The sequence below is a fragment of the Streptococcus mitis genome, assembly GCF_000722755.1.
Lineage (GTDB): Bacteria > Bacillota > Bacilli > Lactobacillales > Streptococcaceae > Streptococcus > Streptococcus mitis_CM.
Genome location: NZ_JPFY01000011.1, coordinates 16,346 through 38,490 on the forward strand (window position 1 = coordinate 16,346; position 22,145 = coordinate 38,490).

The 22,145-nt window shown below is 37.6% G+C and carries 16 protein-coding genes; 6 read left to right on the forward strand and 10 right to left on the reverse strand.

The window, feature by feature from the left end:
• Window position 1 precedes the first annotated feature (1 nt).
• On the forward strand, window positions 2-4,444 hold the full coding sequence (locus SK578_RS01780) for a G5 domain-containing protein (protein WP_042750117.1): 4,443 nt from the start codon (window positions 2-4) through the stop codon (window positions 4,442-4,444).
• A gap of 180 nt (window positions 4,445-4,624) precedes the next feature.
• Here the strand turns inward: SK578_RS01780 and SK578_RS01785 are convergent, their stop codons facing one another.
• The 4 genes from SK578_RS01785 to SK578_RS01800 form a co-directional block, all read right to left on the reverse strand.
• The gene (locus SK578_RS01785; RefSeq protein WP_042750119.1) at window positions 4,625-5,833 is read right to left on the reverse strand and encodes an ATP-binding protein; all 1,209 of its coding nucleotides are present in this window, start codon (window positions 5,831-5,833) and stop codon (window positions 4,625-4,627) included.
• An 867-nt stretch (window positions 5,834-6,700) separates the two neighbouring features.
• Window positions 6,701-7,369: a beta/alpha barrel domain-containing protein gene (locus tag SK578_RS01790; protein WP_042750120.1), complete on the reverse strand. Its 669-nt coding sequence runs from the start codon at window positions 7,367-7,369 to the stop codon at window positions 6,701-6,703.
• 53 nt (window positions 7,370-7,422) lie between these two features.
• Window positions 7,423-8,259, reverse strand: a complete 837-nt coding sequence (locus tag SK578_RS01795; protein ID WP_042750122.1) for a VanW family protein — start codon at window positions 8,257-8,259, stop codon at window positions 7,423-7,425.
• Window positions 8,243-8,791: a YqeG family HAD IIIA-type phosphatase gene (locus tag SK578_RS01800; protein ID WP_042750123.1), complete on the reverse strand. Its 549-nt coding sequence runs from the start codon at window positions 8,789-8,791 to the stop codon at window positions 8,243-8,245. Before SK578_RS01800 ends, SK578_RS01795 begins: the two co-directional genes overlap by 17 nt.
• 237 nt (window positions 8,792-9,028) lie before the next feature.
• Here SK578_RS01800 and SK578_RS01805 point away from each other — a divergent pair, with 237 nt between their 5' ends.
• The 4 genes from SK578_RS01805 to SK578_RS01820 are packed head-to-tail and all read left to right on the forward strand — an operon-like array spanning window position 9,029 to window position 11,779.
• Window positions 9,029-9,715: a helix-turn-helix domain-containing protein gene (locus SK578_RS01805; RefSeq protein ID WP_042750125.1), complete on the forward strand. Its 687-nt coding sequence runs from the start codon at window positions 9,029-9,031 to the stop codon at window positions 9,713-9,715.
• 3 nt (window positions 9,716-9,718) lie between these two features.
• Entirely contained in the window at window positions 9,719-11,134 is a 1,416-nt protein-coding gene (locus SK578_RS01810; RefSeq protein WP_042750127.1) for a Y-family DNA polymerase, read from the forward strand.
• Window positions 11,131-11,493 (forward strand): hypothetical protein, encoded by a 363-nt coding sequence (locus SK578_RS01815; RefSeq protein WP_042750128.1) that lies wholly within the window; start codon window positions 11,131-11,133, stop codon window positions 11,491-11,493. The genes SK578_RS01810 and SK578_RS01815 overlap by 4 nt, the downstream gene beginning before the upstream one ends.
• Window positions 11,486-11,779 carry a DUF5960 family protein gene (locus SK578_RS01820; protein WP_042750130.1) on the forward strand — a complete coding sequence of 98 codons (294 nt, stop codon included), beginning with the start codon at window positions 11,486-11,488 and terminating at the stop codon, window positions 11,777-11,779. Before SK578_RS01815 ends, SK578_RS01820 begins: the two co-directional genes overlap by 8 nt.
• A 311-nt stretch (window positions 11,780-12,090) precedes the next feature.
• On the opposite strand, the gene SK578_RS01825 is transcribed toward SK578_RS01820, so the two are convergent.
• From SK578_RS01825 to SK578_RS01850, 6 genes are all read right to left on the reverse strand, one after another.
• Window positions 12,091-18,510 carry an alpha-L-fucosidase gene (locus SK578_RS01825; RefSeq protein WP_042750131.1) on the reverse strand — a complete coding sequence of 2,140 codons (6,420 nt, stop codon included), beginning with the start codon at window positions 18,508-18,510 and terminating at the stop codon, window positions 12,091-12,093.
• A 340-nt stretch (window positions 18,511-18,850) separates the two neighbouring features.
• Window positions 18,851-19,327, reverse strand: coding sequence for a glutathione peroxidase (locus tag SK578_RS01830; RefSeq protein ID WP_042750133.1), 477 nt, complete (start codon window positions 19,325-19,327; stop codon window positions 18,851-18,853).
• Window positions 19,324-19,902 (reverse strand): DUF3278 domain-containing protein, encoded by a 579-nt coding sequence (locus tag SK578_RS01835; protein WP_042750134.1) that lies wholly within the window; start codon window positions 19,900-19,902, stop codon window positions 19,324-19,326. Before SK578_RS01835 ends, SK578_RS01830 begins: the two co-directional genes overlap by 4 nt.
• A 26-nt stretch (window positions 19,903-19,928) precedes the next feature.
• Entirely contained in the window at window positions 19,929-20,264 is a 336-nt protein-coding gene (locus SK578_RS01840) for a hypothetical protein (RefSeq protein WP_042750135.1), read from the reverse strand.
• Between the two features lie 10 nt (window positions 20,265-20,274).
• Complete coding sequence (locus SK578_RS01845; protein WP_004269900.1) at window positions 20,275-20,817, reverse strand: DUF3278 domain-containing protein; 543 nt, start codon at window positions 20,815-20,817, stop codon at window positions 20,275-20,277.
• Between the two features lie 15 nt (window positions 20,818-20,832).
• On the reverse strand, window positions 20,833-21,027 hold the full coding sequence (locus SK578_RS01850; RefSeq protein WP_001082470.1) for a helix-turn-helix transcriptional regulator: 195 nt from the start codon (window positions 21,025-21,027) through the stop codon (window positions 20,833-20,835).
• Window positions 21,028-21,193: 166 nt separating this feature from the next.
• Between SK578_RS01850 and rsmH the strand changes: the two genes are divergently transcribed.
• Entirely contained in the window at window positions 21,194-22,144 is a 951-nt protein-coding gene (gene rsmH / locus SK578_RS01855; RefSeq protein ID WP_000159432.1) for a 16S rRNA (cytosine(1402)-N(4))-methyltransferase RsmH, read from the forward strand.
• Window position 22,145: the final 1 nt, after the last annotated feature.

The window sequence follows — 22,145 nt, forward strand, 5'->3', positions numbered from 1 at the left end:
TATGAAACTAAAAGATAAGTTTAATGCAGATGAACGTAGAAGAAAGTTTAGTCTGAGAAAAATTTCAGGAATTGGTGCAGTGTCTGCCGTTATTGGAATTATTGGCTTTTCTTCACTTCCTCTTGGAACAGTTTCAGCGACTGAACCAGATATAACAGTAAACTATAAATATGCTACTACAGATGAGTTGACAGAAACAGAGAAAGAACTCATTGTAAATGAGTTACCAAATAATCTTGTAGATGGTTCAGATCTGTTTGTTATCTATCGAAAGGATAATGCAAATAATACTTTACCAAATACTGGAAGTAATGTATTGCCTCTAGCTTCTGTTGTTGGAACAGGTCTACTGTTAGTTGCTTTTATCATAAAGAAAACTGGTAAAGCAGACAAGAAGATTGTTAAGAGTATTTTGTCAATCTCTTTGGTTGGAGGAGTTTTGACAGTAACAACTGTATCTGCTTTGACGGTTGCTACTTTGTCAAATTATAACCATACTGAAACAATATCAGCAGGTGCAACGTTTCCAGATGGTAGAGTGAATATTTCAGGATATCATTTTGTTGGTTATATTGATGGTAAAGATGTAGTTACGAATTCAACTACAACTGTAACTCCACTTCCATCTCAGAGGAATACAATGAAGGATACAATTAATTCAACTGATAAACCTGAGAAAGATGATATTGATGATAGTAGTAGAGGAAAAGTTGATCCGGTTGAACCAATAATTCCACCAAAAGAAGATGAATCAGTCAAGCCTGTAGACCCTAAAGTTATTGATAAAATTATCAAAGTGGATGACTCTGGGAATGCTTTAGAAGATGTTACTGGTTATACAAAAGTTAGCACGAGCCAACCTGTTGAAACACGAGAATTTCGGGATGGTCAGTTAATTATCATTCGAACTGTAACTGAAGTTTACAAGAAAGATACTGTATCGGAAGAAAAGACAATTACGGATCTTCTCAAGGAAGCAAACGTTGTTATCCCATCTACATTAGTGGAAATATTGTCTGAGGAAGTTGTGGAAGATGAGACGCCGGTTACAACTACTCCAACTGCTACTTCAACTCCTGTTAAGCCAACAGTTGAAAAAAATGAGAAAATGGAAAATACAGGCACAGCATCTTCAACAGGATCTTCAGTAGGAGAGGATAAAAAAGAAGAAATTCCAGCTCCAGTTGAGGCTTCAAGCTCTAGCTTGAAAACTATTGCAGAGCCTACAATAGTTAAAGCAAAAAAAGTTATTCGTACCATGCGTACTACAGAAGACATTCCGTTTGAAGTGGTTGTTAAGAAGGATAGCTCTTTAGCTGAGGGTGAGACTAAGGTAGAAACAGAAGGTAAACTTGGGAAGAAAGTTTCTATTCAAAAGATTACCCTAGTGGATAATGTAGAAACTGTAAAGGAAACAATCTCAGAAACAAGAGAAGAACCACAAAATAAAGTTGTTCTGGTTGGAACGAAGAAAACGGCAACTCAAGTTACTACTAGTGAAGTAGTACCAAGTGCGAGCTCAGCGACGACTCTTGGTGATGAATCTAAAGCAACAACACAAAAAACTCCTATCCCAGGTTACTATACAGTAGAGGTTACTGAATCTGAAAATAAAACAGTCGTTACCGACCGTGAAAAAGTGCGTGAGTTGGCAAAAGATAGATCACCATTGCTAAATCTTATAGCACCAGATGGAGAAAAGTTGGTGCAGGTTAAGACAATAGAAGTCTATGATAATACAATTCTAGCGGGTCAGAGACAATTACAAGATATTCAAGCTAGCTATGTTACGGTAAATATTAAGAAAAAACGAGATCTAAGTAACAAAGAACAACAAACGGAATTAGTAATTACTAAAGAAATACCATTAATTACTAAAGTTTATCATATAGGTACAAAACCAAATGGTCTATCAAGAAAAGATGTAGTTGTTTCGGGACATGCATTTGATAGTAAAAGCAATGCTATAGAAGAAAAATCTGTTTCAATTTATAAAGATAATAAACTAGTTGCAGAGACTAATACTGATTTTGATGGTTATATGTTTACTCATTTAATCACAAATCAATCGTATACCTTGAAATCTGATGGATTCGAAGCTAAAATTACTCCCCTGCCTTATGGTGATCCGATAATTGAAAATATAAAGGGTCATTTTGAATTAGGAAGAAAATATTCAGATGATATGATTGACTACCATCTAAAAAGTAAGGTAATTTATGTTAATGATGGTCAATATCAGAGTGAAAGTGATAATGGGAAAAAAGTAGTACTATCTAAAGAAATTGATGCTAGAGTAGGTGATATTCTAATTATTCCGCCATCTAAGATCTATGAGACTTCTAAAGCTATTAAGATCAATTCTATTAGCACTATTAATAATCAGTCAGTTATTGAATATAGTGTCCCATCATTGTACGAGGTTGTACAGAATATCAATACCAAAGCTTGGTCGTCTAGTATCAACCGTGCTACTTTTATTCCAGCTGAAGGAGTTACTGTAAAAAAAGCATCAAATACAGATCAAGGTCTATTTAGAAGTGTCTCTCTTGAAGGATCTCTTCCAATTGTATCAATTCCGTTACTTAGTAAGGATAATATAAAAGGAACGCTGTCATTTAATATTTCAGGTAAGGTTTGGTCAGATGCTGTAGATTTAAATTTTTGGATTCCTAAAATAGATTTTATGAATTTTGATATCAATAAAGAATTGAGTTTTACCACAGAAGGTTCTTTAGAATTTAGTACATCAAAAAATATAAAAAGTCTAGAGATTCCGTTAGGAGAATTGATTTTGCCTACACCGGTTACAGGGGTGACTGTAAATATTCCTATAAGTATTAAGACCACTGTTGAAGGGAGTCTAACTGTTTCAGTATCAAGTACATATTCAATTCAAAATTCAATTAAGTTACAAAATTGGGTTCCTGAATATAAGCGTACTGTAAATCATACAATGAAAGTGGGAGAAGTAAAAGCTAAAGCCACAGTCCAAAGTGGTCCAGAAATAAAAGTAAAACCTAAAATATTAGGAATAGATACAGTTTCTCTTTCTGCTAATGCAGGGTTAGGAATAGAATCTTCGTATTCGAAAACAAACCTTTCAGTTGGGGAGAAAACAGAAGATAAAACAAATCTAATTACTGGTAATAATGAAAAACTTATTACATCACCTATTTCTGTCAATGATAAAAAGATATCTATCGAAACATATGGTTATCTAACTTTAAAGGCTGAACTAGAAATTTTGAAGCAAGCTAAAAAATTGGGATTAATTCGGGAAGACATGGCATTAAATGATGAATTAACCTTATTTGATGGTAAATTAAAAGGTACAATTTATGAGCGTGATTTAGGAAGTGATTATAGTAGTGAGCCAGTTCGTAATCCAGAAGCTATATTTGGAAAACTAACTAAACCATTCTTCTTTGGCCCTACTGGAAGAGGGCGGTTCACAGGAATGGTAATTTCTAAAGATGGTAATATCATGGGAAATTTCCGCGATCCTAATTGGTTGAACACTGGTCCAAATCATCCAAATGGTCAAGTGTATGTTTCTAATTTTACAGGTAAATTTAATAATCTAGTTAAAGTTAATGAATATGAATACAAGATGATATTAACTGATTTGGATTATCCTAAGGCTGGAGAAACAAAGATTTTCAAGGGGGTAAGAATTGATACACTTGAACCTTATGGAATAGCAGATTCGCACTCTCCAGGAAAAGAATTTATTCTTTATTTGCCAGGTCGTCTAGTTAAAGATTTACCAGAAATAGTTCGTGACAAGATTCGCTATGCCAAAGATGGCATAGTGGAGAGGTTAACAAGGGCAGTAATTTTTAATAAAGATAAAAGAACGGTATTTGTAGAAAGTGATTCTCCAATAAGGAAAGTGTCTGTTGAGGATGAACTAATTATCAAAGAAATTATTGACAATGGTTACGCTTATCAATTTTCTAAACTGGTAAAATCTAAACCTGTTATGAACGCTTATTCTTTGTATGTGCGTCAATTTAATCCAGGTGAACTAATAGATTATTACAATACATATAAAGGTGATAAAACATATCAACTTGAAGATGTTATTAAGGCTTTACCCACACCTGCTAAAAAAGTAAGTGTACCTTTGAAGTATTATACCGAGAAACAATGGCGTAAATTAGCTAATGATAAAAAATCTTGGGTAGAATGGTTTTATTCACAAGCAGACAAAGTTTTCTATGAAGTTGCCAAAGGTGGTCGTGGAGGTGGATTTTCTCCATTGAGGATTGAACCAAGTTATAGATGGAAGGTGTCAGATAATGGTATTGAAGTAAAAACTTATCTTGATGATGGGGTTGATACACCTTATCAGAAATACCTACTGAAGAAAAATAATAAGAAGTATGATGGTGGAATAAATAAAACTCCATACTATATCTCTAGGGTTACCAGATTATAATTAAATTGAGCTATACAGATTAGCAAAAAACTGCATCTGTATAGTTCTTTTTCTATTACTCACAATTGAAGGCTACATTAGTTTCTACTGAATAAGCTTTTTCGGTCATAACAAAACACTCCTGTTAAATGTCTACAGGAGTGTTATTCTTGTGCATCAATTTATGGGTTCAGCACTTATCTACTTTTCTAGTAACCAATCTATGATATTTTTCTTCTCAATACCATTGTAATTGGCTGTTAGCTGAATCGTATCCATTGTTAATAGATATTTTGGGAATTGATCTTTAATGGCTTCTAGTGGTCTAAGTTCTCTTTCGAGTGTTTCTGGAGCAAGTGTTGTTTCACTGACCTGATAATAAGCGTAGTGGCCAAGATCAGTTACAACAACAAAATCAACTTCATACTTATCTAAATTACCAACATATACCTGTGAATATCTACGTCTTAATTCCAAATATACAATATTTTCCAAGATATGCCCAATGTCTTCTTTGTGGTCTGGTAATAAGAGATGTCGTAAACCTAAATCAACGGGATAATATTTTTCTAATCGTTGCAATAATGCTCTACCTTTTACATCAAAACGTGGAACAGAATAAAAAAGTAAACTATCTGTCAAAGTTGTCAAATAATTTTCCAAAGTATTGTGGGATATTGAAACATTTTGGCTGACAAGGGTATTGCGAATCTTATTTGTTGATATTAAGCTACCTGTACTACTGAGAAGGGTTCGGACAATGCGCTCAATAATAGTAGGATTTGGATTTCCCAATCTAGTGACAATATCATTTAACAGTATTGAGTTATATATTCCTCTGAGATAGTCAATTTTTTCAGCGTAAGATGATGTTTGCAATAAGTAAGGGAAAGCACTAAAGAGATAATTGTTAAAAATTTCTGTTGTATTCAGATTCTCTGTGAGAGATTGACCTGATAGGTATTCTTCAAATGACAAAGGAAGAACCTCTATCTCAACATACCGCCCAGTCAAATTTGTCGCTAATTGGCTACTCATAAAGTAGGCGTTTGATCCAGTCAAATAGAGATCTACATTTGGCAAGATGAATAGACTATCTGCTACTAGTTCAAATTTTTCAACATGTTGAATTTCATCTAAAAAGATATAGTATGTTTTTTCCTCAACTAATCGCTCTTTTATATAAGCGAATAATGTTTGAAAATGTCGCAGGTCATAGTAACTCAAATCTTCGAAATTGATGGATATAATCTGATCCTCGTCTACCCCAGTTGCTAGTAACTCCTCTTTATAGAGTTGAAAGAGAACAGATTTACCAGCTCGTCTAACTCCGCTCACAACTTTGATGATTTGGCGGTCACGATGTCTTCTTAGAAAGTCTAAATAATGTGGTCTTTTAATATAGTTCATAATAGTTACCTCACAGATAGTATAATACAAATAGTAATTATTTTCAAATGTTTAGAAATAATATTTAATTTATTTGATTATTTCTAAGTGTTTGGAAATAACATCTTGCACTATTTAAATATCTTCAGGATAGAAAACGAAATTGCACTGGCACGAAGAAACTGTACATTTGTTGCTAGACTGTACATCATCTTTATGATGCAGTAATTCATATTTCTCAATTACATAGGCTCCAAAAACTAAAAAGTGATAACCCTTTGATAACCTCTCAGTTTTTAAAAGGATTATATATGTAAAAATTTATGCTTTATATCTCAAAAGAACTTGAGTTTAGTGATAATTTACCATAAATATCATAATGTAGAAAAAACCAGGTCTTAAGAAAGCTCGTAAAACATCACAATTTAGTAAACGTTAATTCGAGAGAATTACTATACTTACAAAGAGCACCTTTCGGGGTGTTCTTTTTGTACTTTCTTACTAAATTGGTGCAATTGACACAGTTGTTGCGACTTTAGTCGCTTACAAATGTGGCTGCAACATGACGAAGTCAGTTGCCTCAAAACGTTAATCAATACGATTATATCAACGTTTACAGACATTCAAGAATTTTCTCTTGGATGTCTTTTTTTGTCTGAAAATTAGAATTTTCATCACTGATTTTTAGAGTGATAACATGAAATATTTTTCATGTTGAAATGGTTTTAGAGTTATAGCATTTTTTCTGAATTTCTAATTTATTTCAAAATAAAAAAATTACCTTCTAAAAATTAGATGCAAAATCTAATTTTTAGAAGGTAGTTTGTTAATATTAAAATCGAATTTATTGGATAAAATTAAAGAGTTAGCTATAAAGCATATTTTGCCTTATTTTTCCATATAATTACAAACATTATTAATTTGTTTATGAAAATCTGTGCCAAATTTTTCGTCAAAAAATGCACTTCCGACTGTGAAAGCCCAAGGATTTGCCTCAATGACTTCATCTAAACGTTCATAACTATCAATACTGCCAGCCAAACAAACGGGAGCCTCTATAGCTTGAACAAAAGCATTGTTTAGTTCGACAGGATTACCTGTATATCGGTACCCTAGCAAGTCAAATCCGTAAACTCCTTTTGCTAGATATTCCTTTGCCTCAGAAATCATGTCCTCGATAGAACCTTCTAGAATAGATGGGCGATTAGTAATTTGTCCAACAAATGGCATGTATTTCATGTTGTTTTCTTTGCAGAATTGATTGATTGAATCAAAGAAGACAGTTCCCATTAAAATATCACACCCACATTCTTTTGCAATTTTTGCACCGTGAAGTCCACTTTCTTCGTCATATTCAACAACTTCAAGAAAAGTAGTTTTGCCGCAAGATTTCATTCTGGAGAATAGAGACTTCATTTCAGAAATAGGAAGAGGTTTTTCCTTAAATCCCCAATACTGAGCTTTAGAGTTTTTACAGGATTCGAAAATTTCACTAGCATTTTCAACTGTGTGATCATTATGTGTCAGCATAACGATTAATTTAGGTGTGGTGTTCATAATAGTTCCTTTTATCTTGAATTTAAGTCTTTTTTGATAGTAGAATATTTAGATTATTGTTTAATCATTTCAGTAGGAATGAGCTTCGGATCATACATGACTTTTGAATGATTTTTTAAAATCAGTTCTTTTTCTAAAATTTGTTCAGTTATTCTATCTACTTTTTCACGATAAATCATAGAGTTACGATAGTAATGATCCCCTTCTTTTTTGAAATGATGATTTTCTTCGACAATTTGATAAGTGAATGGGAATTGGGATTCACTGCGTAATTCTCCGAAGAGAATATCATTTTCTACCCATGTTCTCAATTGAATAAGTTGGTCAGTATTATTTTTAAAACGATAGTCCTGATGATTATACTGTACAGAAGTTCCATTCGCAAATGGTTTCCGAGTCCCCTTATCAGGGTCTAATGCATCAGAGTGAGAATGAAATTCTGTAATTTTCATAGGACTATGAACAATTAAAAGATGAAGCAAGTTAGCTAAATTACATAGCCCTCCGCCAATATCAGGTTCTACTTTCCCATTAATAATAACTCGCCCTTCCTGGTATCCTTTTTTCTTAGTTGTATTACCAACTAAACTCCAAAAAGAAAATTCTTCTCCTGGATGAATGATAATGTTATTTAGATTTTTACTAGCAATCTGTATGTTAGTAGCTTTTCCTTTTTGAAGAGTAATATCAATGCCAGGACCACGTTTTATCAGTTGGGTAGAATATGATGAAACTAAGTTAGGTAATATCTTTTCTTGACGAATTTTAGAGAATTTTTTTCCTTGTTTAAAGTTCTGTATATGTCGTTTTAGATTTTCTTTTTTTAAAGAGATTTTATATGTTGTAGGACTAATTTCACAAAATAATAGATCCTTATTCCAAAAAACCATGTTGTTTCTCCTTTTTGATCACATCTAAATTTTTATTTTTTTGTCTCAAAAATGGGTAAGTATGAAGTATTAATTTTTCAACCCATCGTTTTTTACCAATTCCGCCTTCTTTAGGATCATATAAAAAATCAACTAAGATAGTGGAGATATTTGCACGACTAGCTCCGAGCACATCTGTAAAAAGTTGATCTCCAATCATAACTGTTTCAAATGGTTTTAGCTGCATCATGTCAAGAGCTTTTTTAAAGTTCTTAGGATTTGGTTTTTCCGAAAGTGGGATAAAGGGAACAGATAAATGTTGATTAAATTGTGTGATTCTTTCTTCGTCGTTGTTTGACAAAAGAAAAATTTGGAAACCAATGGCTTTGAGATTTTGAAAAAGTTCAATAACTTGTTCTGTAGCGGGGGCGCCATGCATCACAAGAGTTTGATCGATATCAAAAATTAATCCTTTAAAACCAAGTTGATATAATCTTTGATAGGGGATATCAAAAACAGTTTTTGCTCGTGCTGCTGGCATGAATGGAAACATATTGTGTAAAGCCTTTCATTGAATATATAACAATAATTCTAGCACATATATAGAACAAGGTCAATACCACTATTAAGTGTGTAGCAGAAATAGATATTCCTAGTAGACAACCGTCCACTTTTTTTATATAATAAAATTAAACCTTTTTGGTTGAGTTTTAAAAATATGGATTCAAGTATCGATTAGTCTTTCTAAGGGAGATAATGTCCATTAAATTATCATAATAGGAGGTGAAGTATGTATCAGCCAGAAAAATTAAAGGCTCGGAGGAAAGAGTTAAAACTGACACAGAGGGAAATTGCAGAGAAACTTGGGATTAGTTTCCAGGCTTACTCAGCTTGGGAACGTGGAATCAAAGAACCGTCTAAGGAGAAGGTAGCCCAGTTAGAGAACATTTTAAAGGTATCCAAAGGATATTTTACTCAGATCGAGATTGTCCGTCTCTACCATAGCCTCTCCAAGCAAGGGCAGGAGAAGGTTGTTCTCTATGCTCGCAACCTGGCTCAAGAAGAACAGGCTCAGAAAGTGGCTCCCATGCCAGAGCGCCTCTACGAGTACCGTGTTTATGAACGCATGTCAGCAGGGATTGGGGCTTCAGTCTACGATAATCAGAATTTTGATACGGTTTACTTTAATGAGGAGTTGGCTCATGATTTTGCGTCATGGGTGTCTGGGGACTCCATGGAACCTAAATATCAAAATGGTTCAGTAGCTCTGATTCGAGAGACAGGATTTGACTATGATGGGGCTGTTTATGCAGTGGTTTGCAACAACCAGACCTATATCAAACGAGTCTATAGGGAGGAAGATGGCCTGCGTCTGGTCTCTATCAATCCTAAATACAAGGATATTTTCATCTCCTATGAGGAAGATCCTCGGATTGTGGGGATTATCGTTGGGAACTTTGTGCCGATGGAGGGCTAGTCAATGGGCTACTTTGATTATTCCAGAGAGCCCAAAAGTGACATTGCCTTTGTCGATATGAAATCCTTTTATGCCAGTGTTGAGTGCGTGAAACGGGGCTTACATCCGCTGAAAACCTCGCTTTGTGTCATGAGTCGCGCGGATAATTCAACTGGTCTTATCCTAGCCTCCTCTCCCCTGTTTAAGAAGATTTTTGGCAAGTCAAATGTTGGTCGGGCCTATGATCTGCCCTTTGATATCAAAACGCGAAAATTTTCCTATTACAATGCTCGAAAGCAAGGGCTACCTACCGACTCAGACTATGTTCGCTACATTGAAGATTGGGCTCAAGTGACCGTGATTGTGCCACCTAGGATGGATGAGTACATCGCAGTCAATATGGAAATTCAGCGAATCTTTCAAAACTATGGCGGTCCAGATGATATTTATCCCTACTCTATCGATGAGGGATTTATTGACCTAACTAGTTCGCTCAACTATTTCATCCCAGATAAGGGTCTCTCTCGCAAAGACAAGCTAGATTTGCTTTCTGCCCGTATTCAGAGGGATATTTGGAGGCAGACAGGGATCTACTCTACAGTAGGTATGTCCAATGCCAATCCCTTACTAGCCAAGTTGGCTCTGGATAATGAGGCCAAGCACACTCCGACCATGAGGGCCAACTGGTCTTACCAGGATGTGGAAGAGAAGGTCTGGTCCATTCCCAAGATGACGGATTTTTGGGGGATTGGCAGGCGGATGGAGAAACGCTTGTATGCTCTGGGGATTTTTTCCATCAAGGAATTGGCAACCAGCAATCCCGACCAGTTAAAGAAAGCTCTGGGTCAGGCTGGTCTGCGTTTGTGGTTTCATGCTAACGGGATTGATGAGAGCAATGTTCATAAGCCCTATAAAGCCAAATCCAAGGGCTTGGGGAATTCTCAAATCTTGCCGAGAGACTACGTGAAGCTACGGGATATTGAAATTATTCTCCGAGAAATGGCTGAGCAGGTAGCTATTAGATTGAGAAAGTCTTGCAAGAAAACAACCCTTGTCTCTGTCTATGTCGGTTTCTCTAAACAGGAAGTTAGACCGTCTATTCACACACAAATGAAGGTCGAACCGACCAATAATACAGCTGTTTTAACGAATTATGTTTTGAAGTTATTTCATAACAAATACACTTCAGGAGCAGTCAGAAGTGTTGGAATCAACTATTCAGGATTTGTGGATGAGTCCTTTGGTTTGATTTCCCTTTTTGATGATGTTGATAAGTTAGAAAAAGAAGAAAGGCTCCAGACGGCCATTGACTCTATTCGGGAACAATTTGGTTTCACTTCTCTCTTAAAGGCCAATGCACTGGAAGAAGCCTCTAGGAGTCTTGCCAGAAGCAAGCTGATTGGGGGACATTCTGCTGGAGGATTAGATGGATTAAAATGATTGATCGTTCTTATTTACCTTTTCAATCCGCGCGAGATTATCAAGATCCAGGTATGCAGAAGTGGATGGGATTTTACCTTTCAGAACACACCAGTTCGCTCAGTGAAGAAAAAAGCCGGGTTGATTTTTCGACGGATTTGACTCCAGATGAGAAGTTACACTTGCTTTCTCAGCTTTATGTTGGCCAACTTAGGGGAAATTTTGTGCTAAAGGAAAAGAAGCAGAAAACCACTATAATCGGTGTGGTGAGAGAGTTATCGCCTCAGACTCTATCTATTAGGACAAGCGAGGGATATAGGTTGATAGAGGTTGCAGATATCCTAGGAATTCGGCTGTGGGAGGAGGGAGTTTATGACTAGAAAAGAGCTGTATGAAAACAAACTGCAGATGGATTACTTTTCAGATAACTATATTCGTTTTGAAGAGGATTTTCAAAAATACTCTGCCATGAACGTACCCTTGACTTTCTTGATTGATGACATCCTACGAACCATGGCGATGAATCAGAAAAACTACTTTGTTTTAAACAAGGAAAATGCCAAGGATGGGCGGGAGCATAGCTTTTATTTTAGGGTGGTAACGGAAAAAGCATGTCCCAGAAATAGGACCTATGTATATGCTGGGGTTAAAAATAGTGGCCAGTAGATTTGGTAGGAGATTAACTCGTTTTTTGGTGTGTCCCATTGCAGCTATCTGAAGAGGACTTGCAGAAGCTTATTATGGTCTTTCTGACGAGATTAGACAAGAAGCCCTATCTTTTTTAGATAATCGTTTACTTGAAATTGTTGTTGAATTTGAAAATACTTATCCCAAATAATCATTCTGTTTTATAGATACTAAGACATCCATAGAAATTTATGGATGCTTTTTAATTTGTAGATAGAAAAAGAGAAGACCGGCTGGTCTTCTCTTTGGGGGAACTAGAATCATTGAAAAGAATTAAGTAAAGATTTTAATTAGTCTTTGAAATTCTTTTGGAAGATAAGTAGAGACAATACTGAAGTAATAGCAGCCAAGAATAAGAAGGCATTTGCTTCTTGCTCTCCAGTTTCTGGGAGTTGTTTTTCCTTGTCTTGTTTAACTGTAGTAGCAACAGGTGCTTTTTCATCTTTTCTTGGTGAATCTTCTGTTACAACTGCAGGAGCTGGTTTTTCAGTTTCTCTAGGTAGAACATACTCAGGGAGAGTCACAACTGGTGGCGCCTCTGTTCCTACAGAACTTTGTTTAGTTCCGACCTCAATTACTCTATCTAGAGCTGGAATTGATTCAGTTTGGACTACCTTGCGATTGCTGCCATCTACTTCGACATACTCGATTATAGCACCATCTTTCCCTTCTGCTAGAACTTTCTCTTTTCCTTTATCTAAGTTTGGATTTTCATGACGGATAGTCTTGAATGGTACTGCCTTCTTGACAATATCCAAACTTGGAAGTTTAAAGACAAGGTCCTTAACTCCTTCTTCAGGACTTGAAGAAGTAATTGGTTTTTCAGGTTCTTTTGGTAGAAGGTACTCAGGAAGAGTCACAACTGGTGGAGTATCTGTTCCTACAGAACTTTGTTTAGTCCCAACTTCAATCACTCGGTCTAGAGCTGGAGTTGATTCGATTTGAACTACCTTACGATTGCTGCCATCTACTTCGATATACTCGATTATAGCACCATCTTTCCCTTCTGATAGAACTTGTTCTTTCCCTTTGTCTAATTGTGGATTTTCGCGACGGATAGTCTTGAATGGTACTGCCTTCTTAACAATCTCCAAACTTGGGAGTTGGAAGACAAGCTCTTTAACCCCTTCTTCAGGACTTGAAGAAGTAATTGGTTTTTCAGGTTGTTTCGGTTCAACTGGTTGTTCTGGCTGGCTAGGTTGCAATTGCTTGATTTGTTCAAGAGCCTTATTGAGAGCTTTATTGACGTCTTCTTGAGTCTTAGCCTCTTGAATAGCTGCGATTGCTTTGTCAGTAATTTCAACTAATTTCTTCTTAGCATCGTTGTTGGCACCAAGCTCAGCCACTTTTTTCTCGATAGCTTCAGTCAAGCTAGCCATAGCCTTATCATAATTGATTTCAGGCTGTTCCGGTTGTTTTGGTTCAACTGGTTGTTCTGGTTGGCTAGGTTGCAATTGCTTGATTTGTTCAAGAGCGTTATTGAGGGCTTTGTTGACGTCTTCTTGAGTCTTCGCTTCTTGGATAGCTGCGATTGCTTTATCAGTAATTTCAACTAATTTCTTCTTAGCATCGTTGTTAGCACCAAGTTCAGCTACTTTTTTCTCGATAGCTTCAGTCAGGCTAGCTATAGCCTTATCATAATTGATTTCAGGCTGTTCCGGTTGTTTTGGTTCAACTGGTTGTTCTGGTTGGCTAGGTTGCAATTGCTTGATTTGTTCAAGAGCGTTATTGAGAGCTTTGTTGACGTCTTCTTGAGTCTTAGCCTCTTGAATAGCTGCGATTGCTTTGTCAGTAATTTCAACTAATTTCTTCTTAGCATCGTTGTTGGCACCAAGCTCAGCCACTTTTTTCTTGATAGCTTCAGTCAGGCTAGCCATAGCCTTATCATAATTGATTTCCGGCTGTTCCGGTTGTTTTGGTTCAACTGGTTGTTCTGGACTTGTTTCGTCTCCAGGTTTTTGGTAATTTTCATCTTTGCTAAGAATATCTTGCAAAGCAGTGACTGTTGACATCACATCTTGTACATTTACCGTATCAGAACTTAATTGTGCAGTGAGTTTATCAAGATTAGACTTAAATGCTTGGCGTGCAGTTGCTGTATTTTTCAAACCACTTGGATCAAAGTTAGATAAGTCGTCTTTCCATTTAGAGAGAGATTGAAGGATTTGTGTTTTGCTGTAGAGTTCGCTTCCTTCACCACGAGTGATGAATTGATCCACCTGGATACCGATGTTTCGAGACAAATCGTTTCGATCAGAATCTAGTTGGAGTGTTACTGCGTGCAAGTTTTCATCAAGTCCTTTTAGGCTGACTAGAGTCTGGTCACCTTGGCGTTGGGCAGCGTGACCGCTAAAGTATTTCTTGCCATCAATAGTTGAAGCATTTCCCATACCATCTTGGTAAGGAATTTCTTTGCCATCTAAGAAGACCTTGTAGATACCATGACCTGGGTCAACAAATCCTTTGATTTCTAAACCAGTACCATAGAAATAAGCAGTTACAGTTGTCTTTTTCTTCTGATCCTCTGTCAGATGTCCAAATGATACCCATGATTCAGTGTTTTGGTATTTGCCAGAAGAGTTGGTTTCGTGTCTCCAGCCAGGACTGTAATCTAATTGGCTAGCTTGGTCGTCGTAATTTGTCTGATCTTTCTTCAATAAATCAGCCTTCATTACTCGAATAGTTGCGTCGGTAGCAAAACCGAGTAGAGCGCCATCAGAAACAGAAGTGAGTTTTGCTTTGAAATCAAAGATTGAGTCAGCTTGTTCGGTGAAGTCGATAGTTGGAATGGTAACAGTTTTCTCTGTTTCGCCATCTGCAAAGGTCACATCTTGAGTTGTATCTTGGTAAACCTTACCGTGAACACCTGTTCCAGGTTCTGTGATGAAGCGAACAGTAGCAGCTCCCTTGCTTCCACCAACACGCTTAATTGTAACAGTAACAGGTTTTCCTTTTTCGACATCGTAAGAAGTTGCTTCAAGCTCAAACATACCCTTGCTGTTATTGTTTAGAGTGTAGATTCCTTCTGTAGCAATTGGTTCACCCGTTTTGTTAACGAGAGTAATAGTGTGTTCTCCAGGCGCTAAATCGTCTGTTTCATATACTTTTTGGCTGCGTTTACGGCTAGTGTTCTTGGTTTGTACATCTGCGACTTTTTGACCATCCACGTATACAGACATTTCACCATGGTTTGGATCTACTGTTGATACAACATAAGCCTTGGTTCCTGTGAAACGGTAGGTGACTTTGGCATCTTTCTTGTTGGTCCACATAGAAGTACCGCGGATACCTTCTGATTCGTTGTACCAAGTTGTACCTTCCTTGTCAGCCGTTGTATTTGAGTGGTATTCTAGTCCAAGAGGATATCCATCATTCTTTTCGATAGTGCTCGGAGTTTTATAGACTGAGAAGTTGGTTAGGATTGGTGTGGCTTGTGAGCCAGTAATCGTAACTCGGATTTTTTGTGCTTCTACAGGTTGACCCTGGATCAAACGACGATAGCCTACGGTTGAACCTTCACCATATGGAACCCAACGTCCGTTGATTTCGACTTCAATCTTGAATCCAGAAATACGTTGTCCTTTGGCAATATCTTCTTTTAGTTCAACGACGTCAAAACGTCTCTTTTGTCCTAAATCAACTGTGAAACTACCAGTTGTAGCATCATTTGAAGGAGCCCAGCTAGTATCATCTTTACCGTCTGTAAGGTGGCTTTCTTTGTAGAGATGGTTCTGACGAGTCGAACTTGCTGTTACAGTCGCACCTTTGGCAAAATCAGTGGCATACATTTGATCTAGAGTCGCTTTGAATTCTTTCAAGCGGGCCACGTCAGCATCTGCGAATTTACCTTCTTTGTTTGGTGGAATGTTGAGAAGAAGTGGCGTTCCACGACCAACAGACTTGAAGTAGATATCCATCAATTCTTTGAGAGATTTTGGCTGCTGATTATCGTGGTAGAACCAGCCAGAACGGATAGAAACATCTGCTTCCCCTACAGAGTACATATCTCCGTCAGGGTCACCATGGTTAAGGTATTCGTTCTTAACGTTTTCGGTAATATTTGCTTTCTTGACCTTGTGCCATACAGGGTCTCCGGCGATACCACGCTCATTTCCAATCCAACGGATACTTGTTGGTTGAGCAGAGAAGATAGCGATATCTCCTTCAGCTTCCTTGATGTATTTGAACCATTCATCAAAAGTGTAGGTTACTTTTTGGGCACCACTACCGCGTGCTCCATCCATCCAGACTTCGATAAATTTACCCTTATTACCGTATTTTGGATTACCAAGGATTTCTTTCAGCTGGTTGAGGTAGTATTCGTTGTATTCTTTTTGAGTAGCTACCTTATATTTAGGGCTATTAACATCCCATGGCGATAGGTAAACACCCATGTTCATATCGTATTTAGTAGCCGATTTAGAGATTTCTTCTAAAAGGTCACCCTTTCCATCTTTCCATGGGCTTGCAGCAACGGTATGATTTGTATATTTAGATGGGTAAATAACGAAACCGTCGTGGTGTTTGACAACCATAATAGTGCGTTTAAAGCCAGTTTCCTTTAGAGTACGGATCCATTGGTCTGTATCTAAGTTAGTTGGATTGAAGTTTTTAGGATCTTCATTTCCGTGTCCCCACTCAGAATTAGTGTAAGTATTCATACCATAGTGGATGAAGGCAGCTAATTCTTCCTTGTGATAATCAAGTTGAGCCTTGCTTGGAAGGGGACCGTGATTTCCAATTTCTGTTTCTTTATCTTCTGGATGAGCAGCAGGTAAAACATTTGAAGTCGGATTAGAGCTATCAGAGATTTTTTCGTATTCAAAGACGACATCATTCACACCCTTGTGCTGGATGCTGGCTTCTAAGCGTGGAGTGATTGCGCGGTAGCCTGCGATTTCTTTTGCTTCAAAAGTGTTTACAAAGGAAACATCGTATTCTTTTCCGTCATTATTATCAGTAACAACATCTGCTAATTCTTGCTCTGAGCCTTTCAAACGATAATGAATGGCAAATGAACCTTTATTCACTTTATAAACCACCTTGATGACCCGTGTTCCTGGAGCTGTTTTGCTGACGACGTTGTAGGTCCACTCATCTTTGAGTTGTTTGTTGATTTCGACGCCATCAATAGAGACAATCTGGTATTTCTCTTGATTTTTTGTATAGAAGTCAGTCTTAGCGATTTCTTTTTTGAAGTTATAATCAAAAGCTGTTCCAACTTCAGTTTTTTCAACAAAAGTATCATCAGTTTTGATTGGATTACCAGTTTCATCTACGTGTTGAACAACTACACGTCCGTAATCGATTCCTTTAATGAGTGTCGCAACACCATTTTCATCGAAAGAATATTGATTTTCGCCAATAACAGCAGTTTTATTTCTGAACATTTCTCCTTCAGGAGTAAAGTAATATCGTTTCCCATTATCACCTTGGTACCAACCTTTGACACCATATTTAGCGATAATATCTTTTACCCATTTTACTTGCTCGGGTGAGAGGACGATTCCGCCACCGAAGCGGTCTTTGTCAGGGATGCCGTTTTCAATTGTGCCGTGTTGGTGAACACCGACTACTTTACCATCACCGTTGATAATACCAGCACCTGAAAGGCCTGAAACAGAAGTCATATGATAGGTGATGCCTTTTGAGCCTTTATCATCATAATTATCAACAGATTTCACGACACCATCAGCCTTGTAAAGTTGACCAGCTACAATTGGTTTTTTGAGCTCAGGTGAGCTTGAATCAGTTGGATATCCAATCGTGCTAACAGGGTCCCCAGGTTGATAGGTTTTATTTTCTGCCAAGGGAACAAAGGTAGCAGCTTTATTTGGACTAGCGATTTGAAGAGGAACAGGTGCTACAACAGCAGCCAAGTCATTTTGATATCCTTTTCCAAATTCTTTCTTGTTCCAAAAATGAATATCTTCTTCTTTGAATAGAGTAGTATTACCCGTTACAGGTTGAGAATTGCGAACAGCAGAATTAGAACCGAGGTTATAGTAAAACTTAGCAGAATCTCCGCCTCGAATATGTCCTTCTTTTGTATCACGGTTTGGTTCTAAAAAGTTGTGGGCAACAGTCAAGATGACATTTGGTGCCACAAAAATACCAGAACCAGAAACGATATAGCGTTGGGAACCACCATTGTAAATAGTGTAAATCATACTGGCAGCAGTAGCAGGTTGCCCTTCATAAGGAACGTGTTTCAAATCTAGACCACCGTTGATGATCGCACGATTACCATTTTCAGCTTCTTTTGGAAGATTTTCCTTGTTTTTTAGAATACTTTCTGTCTCAACTTTTGGGCTCTCCTTCTTGTCTACGATTGCTGAAGTATCTATGTTTTTCACGGGTGCATCAGGATAAGCTTGATCGTGGATTTCTTCAGGAAGCAAGTCAGTCGTTTTAGTATCTGCTACAGTTTTCTCCTCTACTGGTTTAGCAGTTTTTTCTGCTTTCTCTGCTTTCTCTGACTCTTGAGGTGTAGAAATTACAGGACTTTCATTTTTGACTTCTGGTTTGGTTTTTTCAGCTTCGGCCAATTTTTCTACGTTTGGTTGAGAACTTGTAGTTTCAACTTTTGCTTCGTCAGCTAGTGCTGTTCCAGATGCAAAAAAAGCGAGTCCGACCATAACCGAAGCAACTCCAACGGTTAATTTTCTGATGCTAAAAGTTTGCCCTTTTTCAAAAAGGTATCGATTCATAATGTACTCCTAGTTTGAATAAAGACAGTCAGCTACTGTCTGAGCCCAAGTATGACTTGGAAACGATTTTTTTTAGCGATAGTTAGATTTTGTGCAATAGTTTGAGACTAACCCCTCCCTCTATTTAAGCGCTTTCATTTTGAGGTGAAAAAATTTAAATTGCCATCTTAATCTTTAAAATGACCTAAAATCCTTAATATAACAAATATACTAAATTATTCCGAGAAATGCAATAGAGAAATGTAAGAAAATCCATCTAATTTAAAGAATTTCGTTTACTTTTTAAAGAAAATCCATCCTTATGTTTTTGGGAGTATAGAAGGATGGATTTTAATGAAGTTTAGAGTAGATTACGTATGGCCTCTTCAATTTGTTTTGGGTCTGTTTTGGAAGAAAAGCGCTCAGAGACTTGCCCATCTCGACCAATGAGAAACTTAGCGAAATTCCATTCGATTCGTTTTCCTAGTGGTCCAGATTTCTGGTCTTTCAACCAAACATAGAGAGGATTTGCTTCCTTACCGTTGACTTTGACCTTGGCAAAACGAGGAAAAGTAGTATGATAGTGTAGGCTACAGAAACTATTGATTTCCTCTGCGCTACCGGGGGCTTGTCCCATAAACTGATTACAAGGGAAGTCTAAAATCTCAAATTCCTGATTTTGATAGCGGTCATAGAGTTCTTGGAGACCTTGGTACTGGGGCGTTAAACCACATCCAGTAGCAGTGTTGACAACCAAGAGAATCTTACCACGATAGGTCTCTAGTGGAGTTTCTTGATGGTCTTGGTTCAAGACTGAAAAATCGTATAGTGAAGTCATTGCTTGCTTTTCTCCTTCTGTTTGGTATTTTTAGGAGTTTTCTCCTCCTGTAGTGATAGAAATCCGTAGGTCAGGGTTCCAAAAATGCTACCGATAATCAGGCCATACATCAGGAAAGGACCACTTTTATCGAATTGCATGAGCAACTTCATAAAATCTGAAAGGGACATCTGCTGAACGAAGACTTTATGAAAGATGAGTAAGGTAAAGAAGCCAATCTGAATACCGATAAACACAATCCAACTCCTAAATTTGATTTGGGCTTTGCTGTAGGTTTTGAGGATGATTTCTGATTTGTCATCCTTTTCAAGATGAAGCTCTTGGACGGCTTTTTGAGCTTTTATACTCATGAACAAAATGAGTCCAAAATAGATGTAGGGCATAACATTTCGAACAATTTCTATAAAGCTTCCGAACAAAATATAGAATAGGAAGAGAATGAAGGAAGAGTAAAAGATTTGGATCATGGAACGGGCGCAAGCCTTGTAGATAACCTCTTGACGGCATTCATCAAAAGGCCCTTGGATATGAAAGAAATTTCGAAGTAGGCGAGTTGTTAAGTCTTCTTTTTTCATGCTAGTAACCTCCTAAATGAGCGTCTTTACTGACTTTCTTTTACGAATTGATAGAGATAATAAAGATAAGTGATAGAAGAAAGGATAGCGATAGTGAACAGTATATAATATTTCCAATTGCTTGAAATGAGCGTCAGTTGTGGTAAGGATAGAATCATAAAGAATAGTGCTAAGTTGAGTATGCGCGTTTTTTGGGAGTCGATCTTTAGATAAGTCAATCCTTTGTTGAGGGCTGGAACAAAGACTGGAAGGAAGACTATATCGTAGATTGGCAAGTTCCCTGAAACGATGATGAAGATGAGCAGAGAAGCAAACAAAAGATGATAGGGATGATAGGTAAGTAAAGTTACTAGTGATTTCATAGGGCACCTCCTAATCCTCATCTTGATTTTTCTTAGCTTTAGCAATGCGACGGGAGATGAGGAACTGTATGCTTGCTCCGAAGAAGATAGAACCGAGAATGCTTGATACACCATTTCTTATAGTGAGGAGAGAATGAAAATAGTCCTGACCTTCACCTATGAGTATACTGAGAAGAGGAGTTATAAAAAACATCCATAGACCAAAGAACAAACCTGCTTTAAGACCTGGGTAGTATAGTTGCTTGCTTTCTTTCTCATTCAGCATATCTGGATCAATAGCTGTAATCCCTGTTTTTTTCATTTGGTAGGTGACATAGCCAGCAGCGATGAGGGCAATCACTAGAATCAGAGGAGGATAGATTAGAGCCACTTCTTGAGGGTATTTATAGGCCAGAAGGAGTGGAATAAGATTTCCGAAAATCATCAGATAAAAGAGGATGATAAAGACTTGGTTACCGATACGATCGGCCTCACGCCGTTTGTATTCGTCAAGGGGACCAGAAATACCGTATGTGCGTTTGATGAGTTTTTCAGTGAAGGTTTCTTTTTTCATGAGTTGGCTCCTTTTTTAAAAATCATCCTCCCAAAAGAGACTGTTTAGGTCAGTTTGGAGGCTGCGGGCGAGATTGAGACAGAGTTCCAGGGTTGGATTGTACTTGTCGTTTTCAATCATATTGATGGTCTGTCTCGAGACACCGATATCCTTGGCTAGCTCGAGCTGGGAAATGCCCAGTTCCTTGCGAAATTCTTTCACACGATTCATCTGGACTCCTTTCTGATTTGTGTCGCATATATTTGACTATATTATATTCTTCTATGAAATAGATGTCAAGCATATTTGACATATTTCTTAAAGAAATCTTACTTGTTTTTGGTCTATTTGTCTGACTAGTGCAAGCTAGTCAGATTTGTGGTAAAATAGATAAGATATGACAAAAGAATTTCATCATGTAACGGTCTTACTCCACGAAACGATTGATATGCTTGATGTGAAACCTGACGGTGTTTACGTTGATGCGACCTTGGGTGGAGCAGGCCATAGCGAATATTTATTAAGTAAATTAAGTGAAAAAGGCCATCTCTATGCCTTTGACCAGGACCAGAATGCCATTGACAATGCGCAAAAACGTTTGGCACCTTACATTGAAAAGGGGATGGTGACTTTTATAAAGGATAACTTCCGTCATTTACAGGCACGTTTGCGCGAAGCTGGTGTTCAGGAAATTGATGGAATTTGTTATGACTTGGGAGTGTCTAGTCCTCAATTGGACCAGCGTGAGCGTGGTTTTTCTTATAAAAAGGATGCGCCACTGGATATGCGGATGAATCAGGAAGCTAGTCTGACAGCTTATGAAGTGGTGAATCACTATGACTATCATGACTTGGTTCGTATTTTCTTCAAGTATGGTGAGGATAAGTTTTCTAAACAGATTGCGCGTAAGATTGAACAAGCACGTGAAGTCAAGCCAATCGAGACAACGACTGAGTTGGCAGAGATCATCAAGTCGGCTAAGCCTGCTAAGGAGCTCAAGAAGAAGGGCCATCCTGCCAAGCAGATTTTCCAAGCTATTCGGATTGAAGTCAATGATGAACTGGGAGCTGCAGATGAATCTATCCAGCAGGCTATGGATATGTTGGCTCTAGATGGTAGAATCTCAGTGATTACCTTCCATTCACTAGAAGACCGCTTGACCAAGCAATTGTTCAAGGAAGCTTCAACGGTTGAAGTTCCCAAAGGTTTGCCTTTCATCCCAGATGATCTCAAGCCCAAGATGGAATTGGTATCCCGTAAGCCAATCTTGCCAAGTGCAGAAGAGTTAGAAGCCAATAACCGCTCGCACTCAGCTAAGTTGCGCGTGGCCAGAAAAATTCACAAGTAAG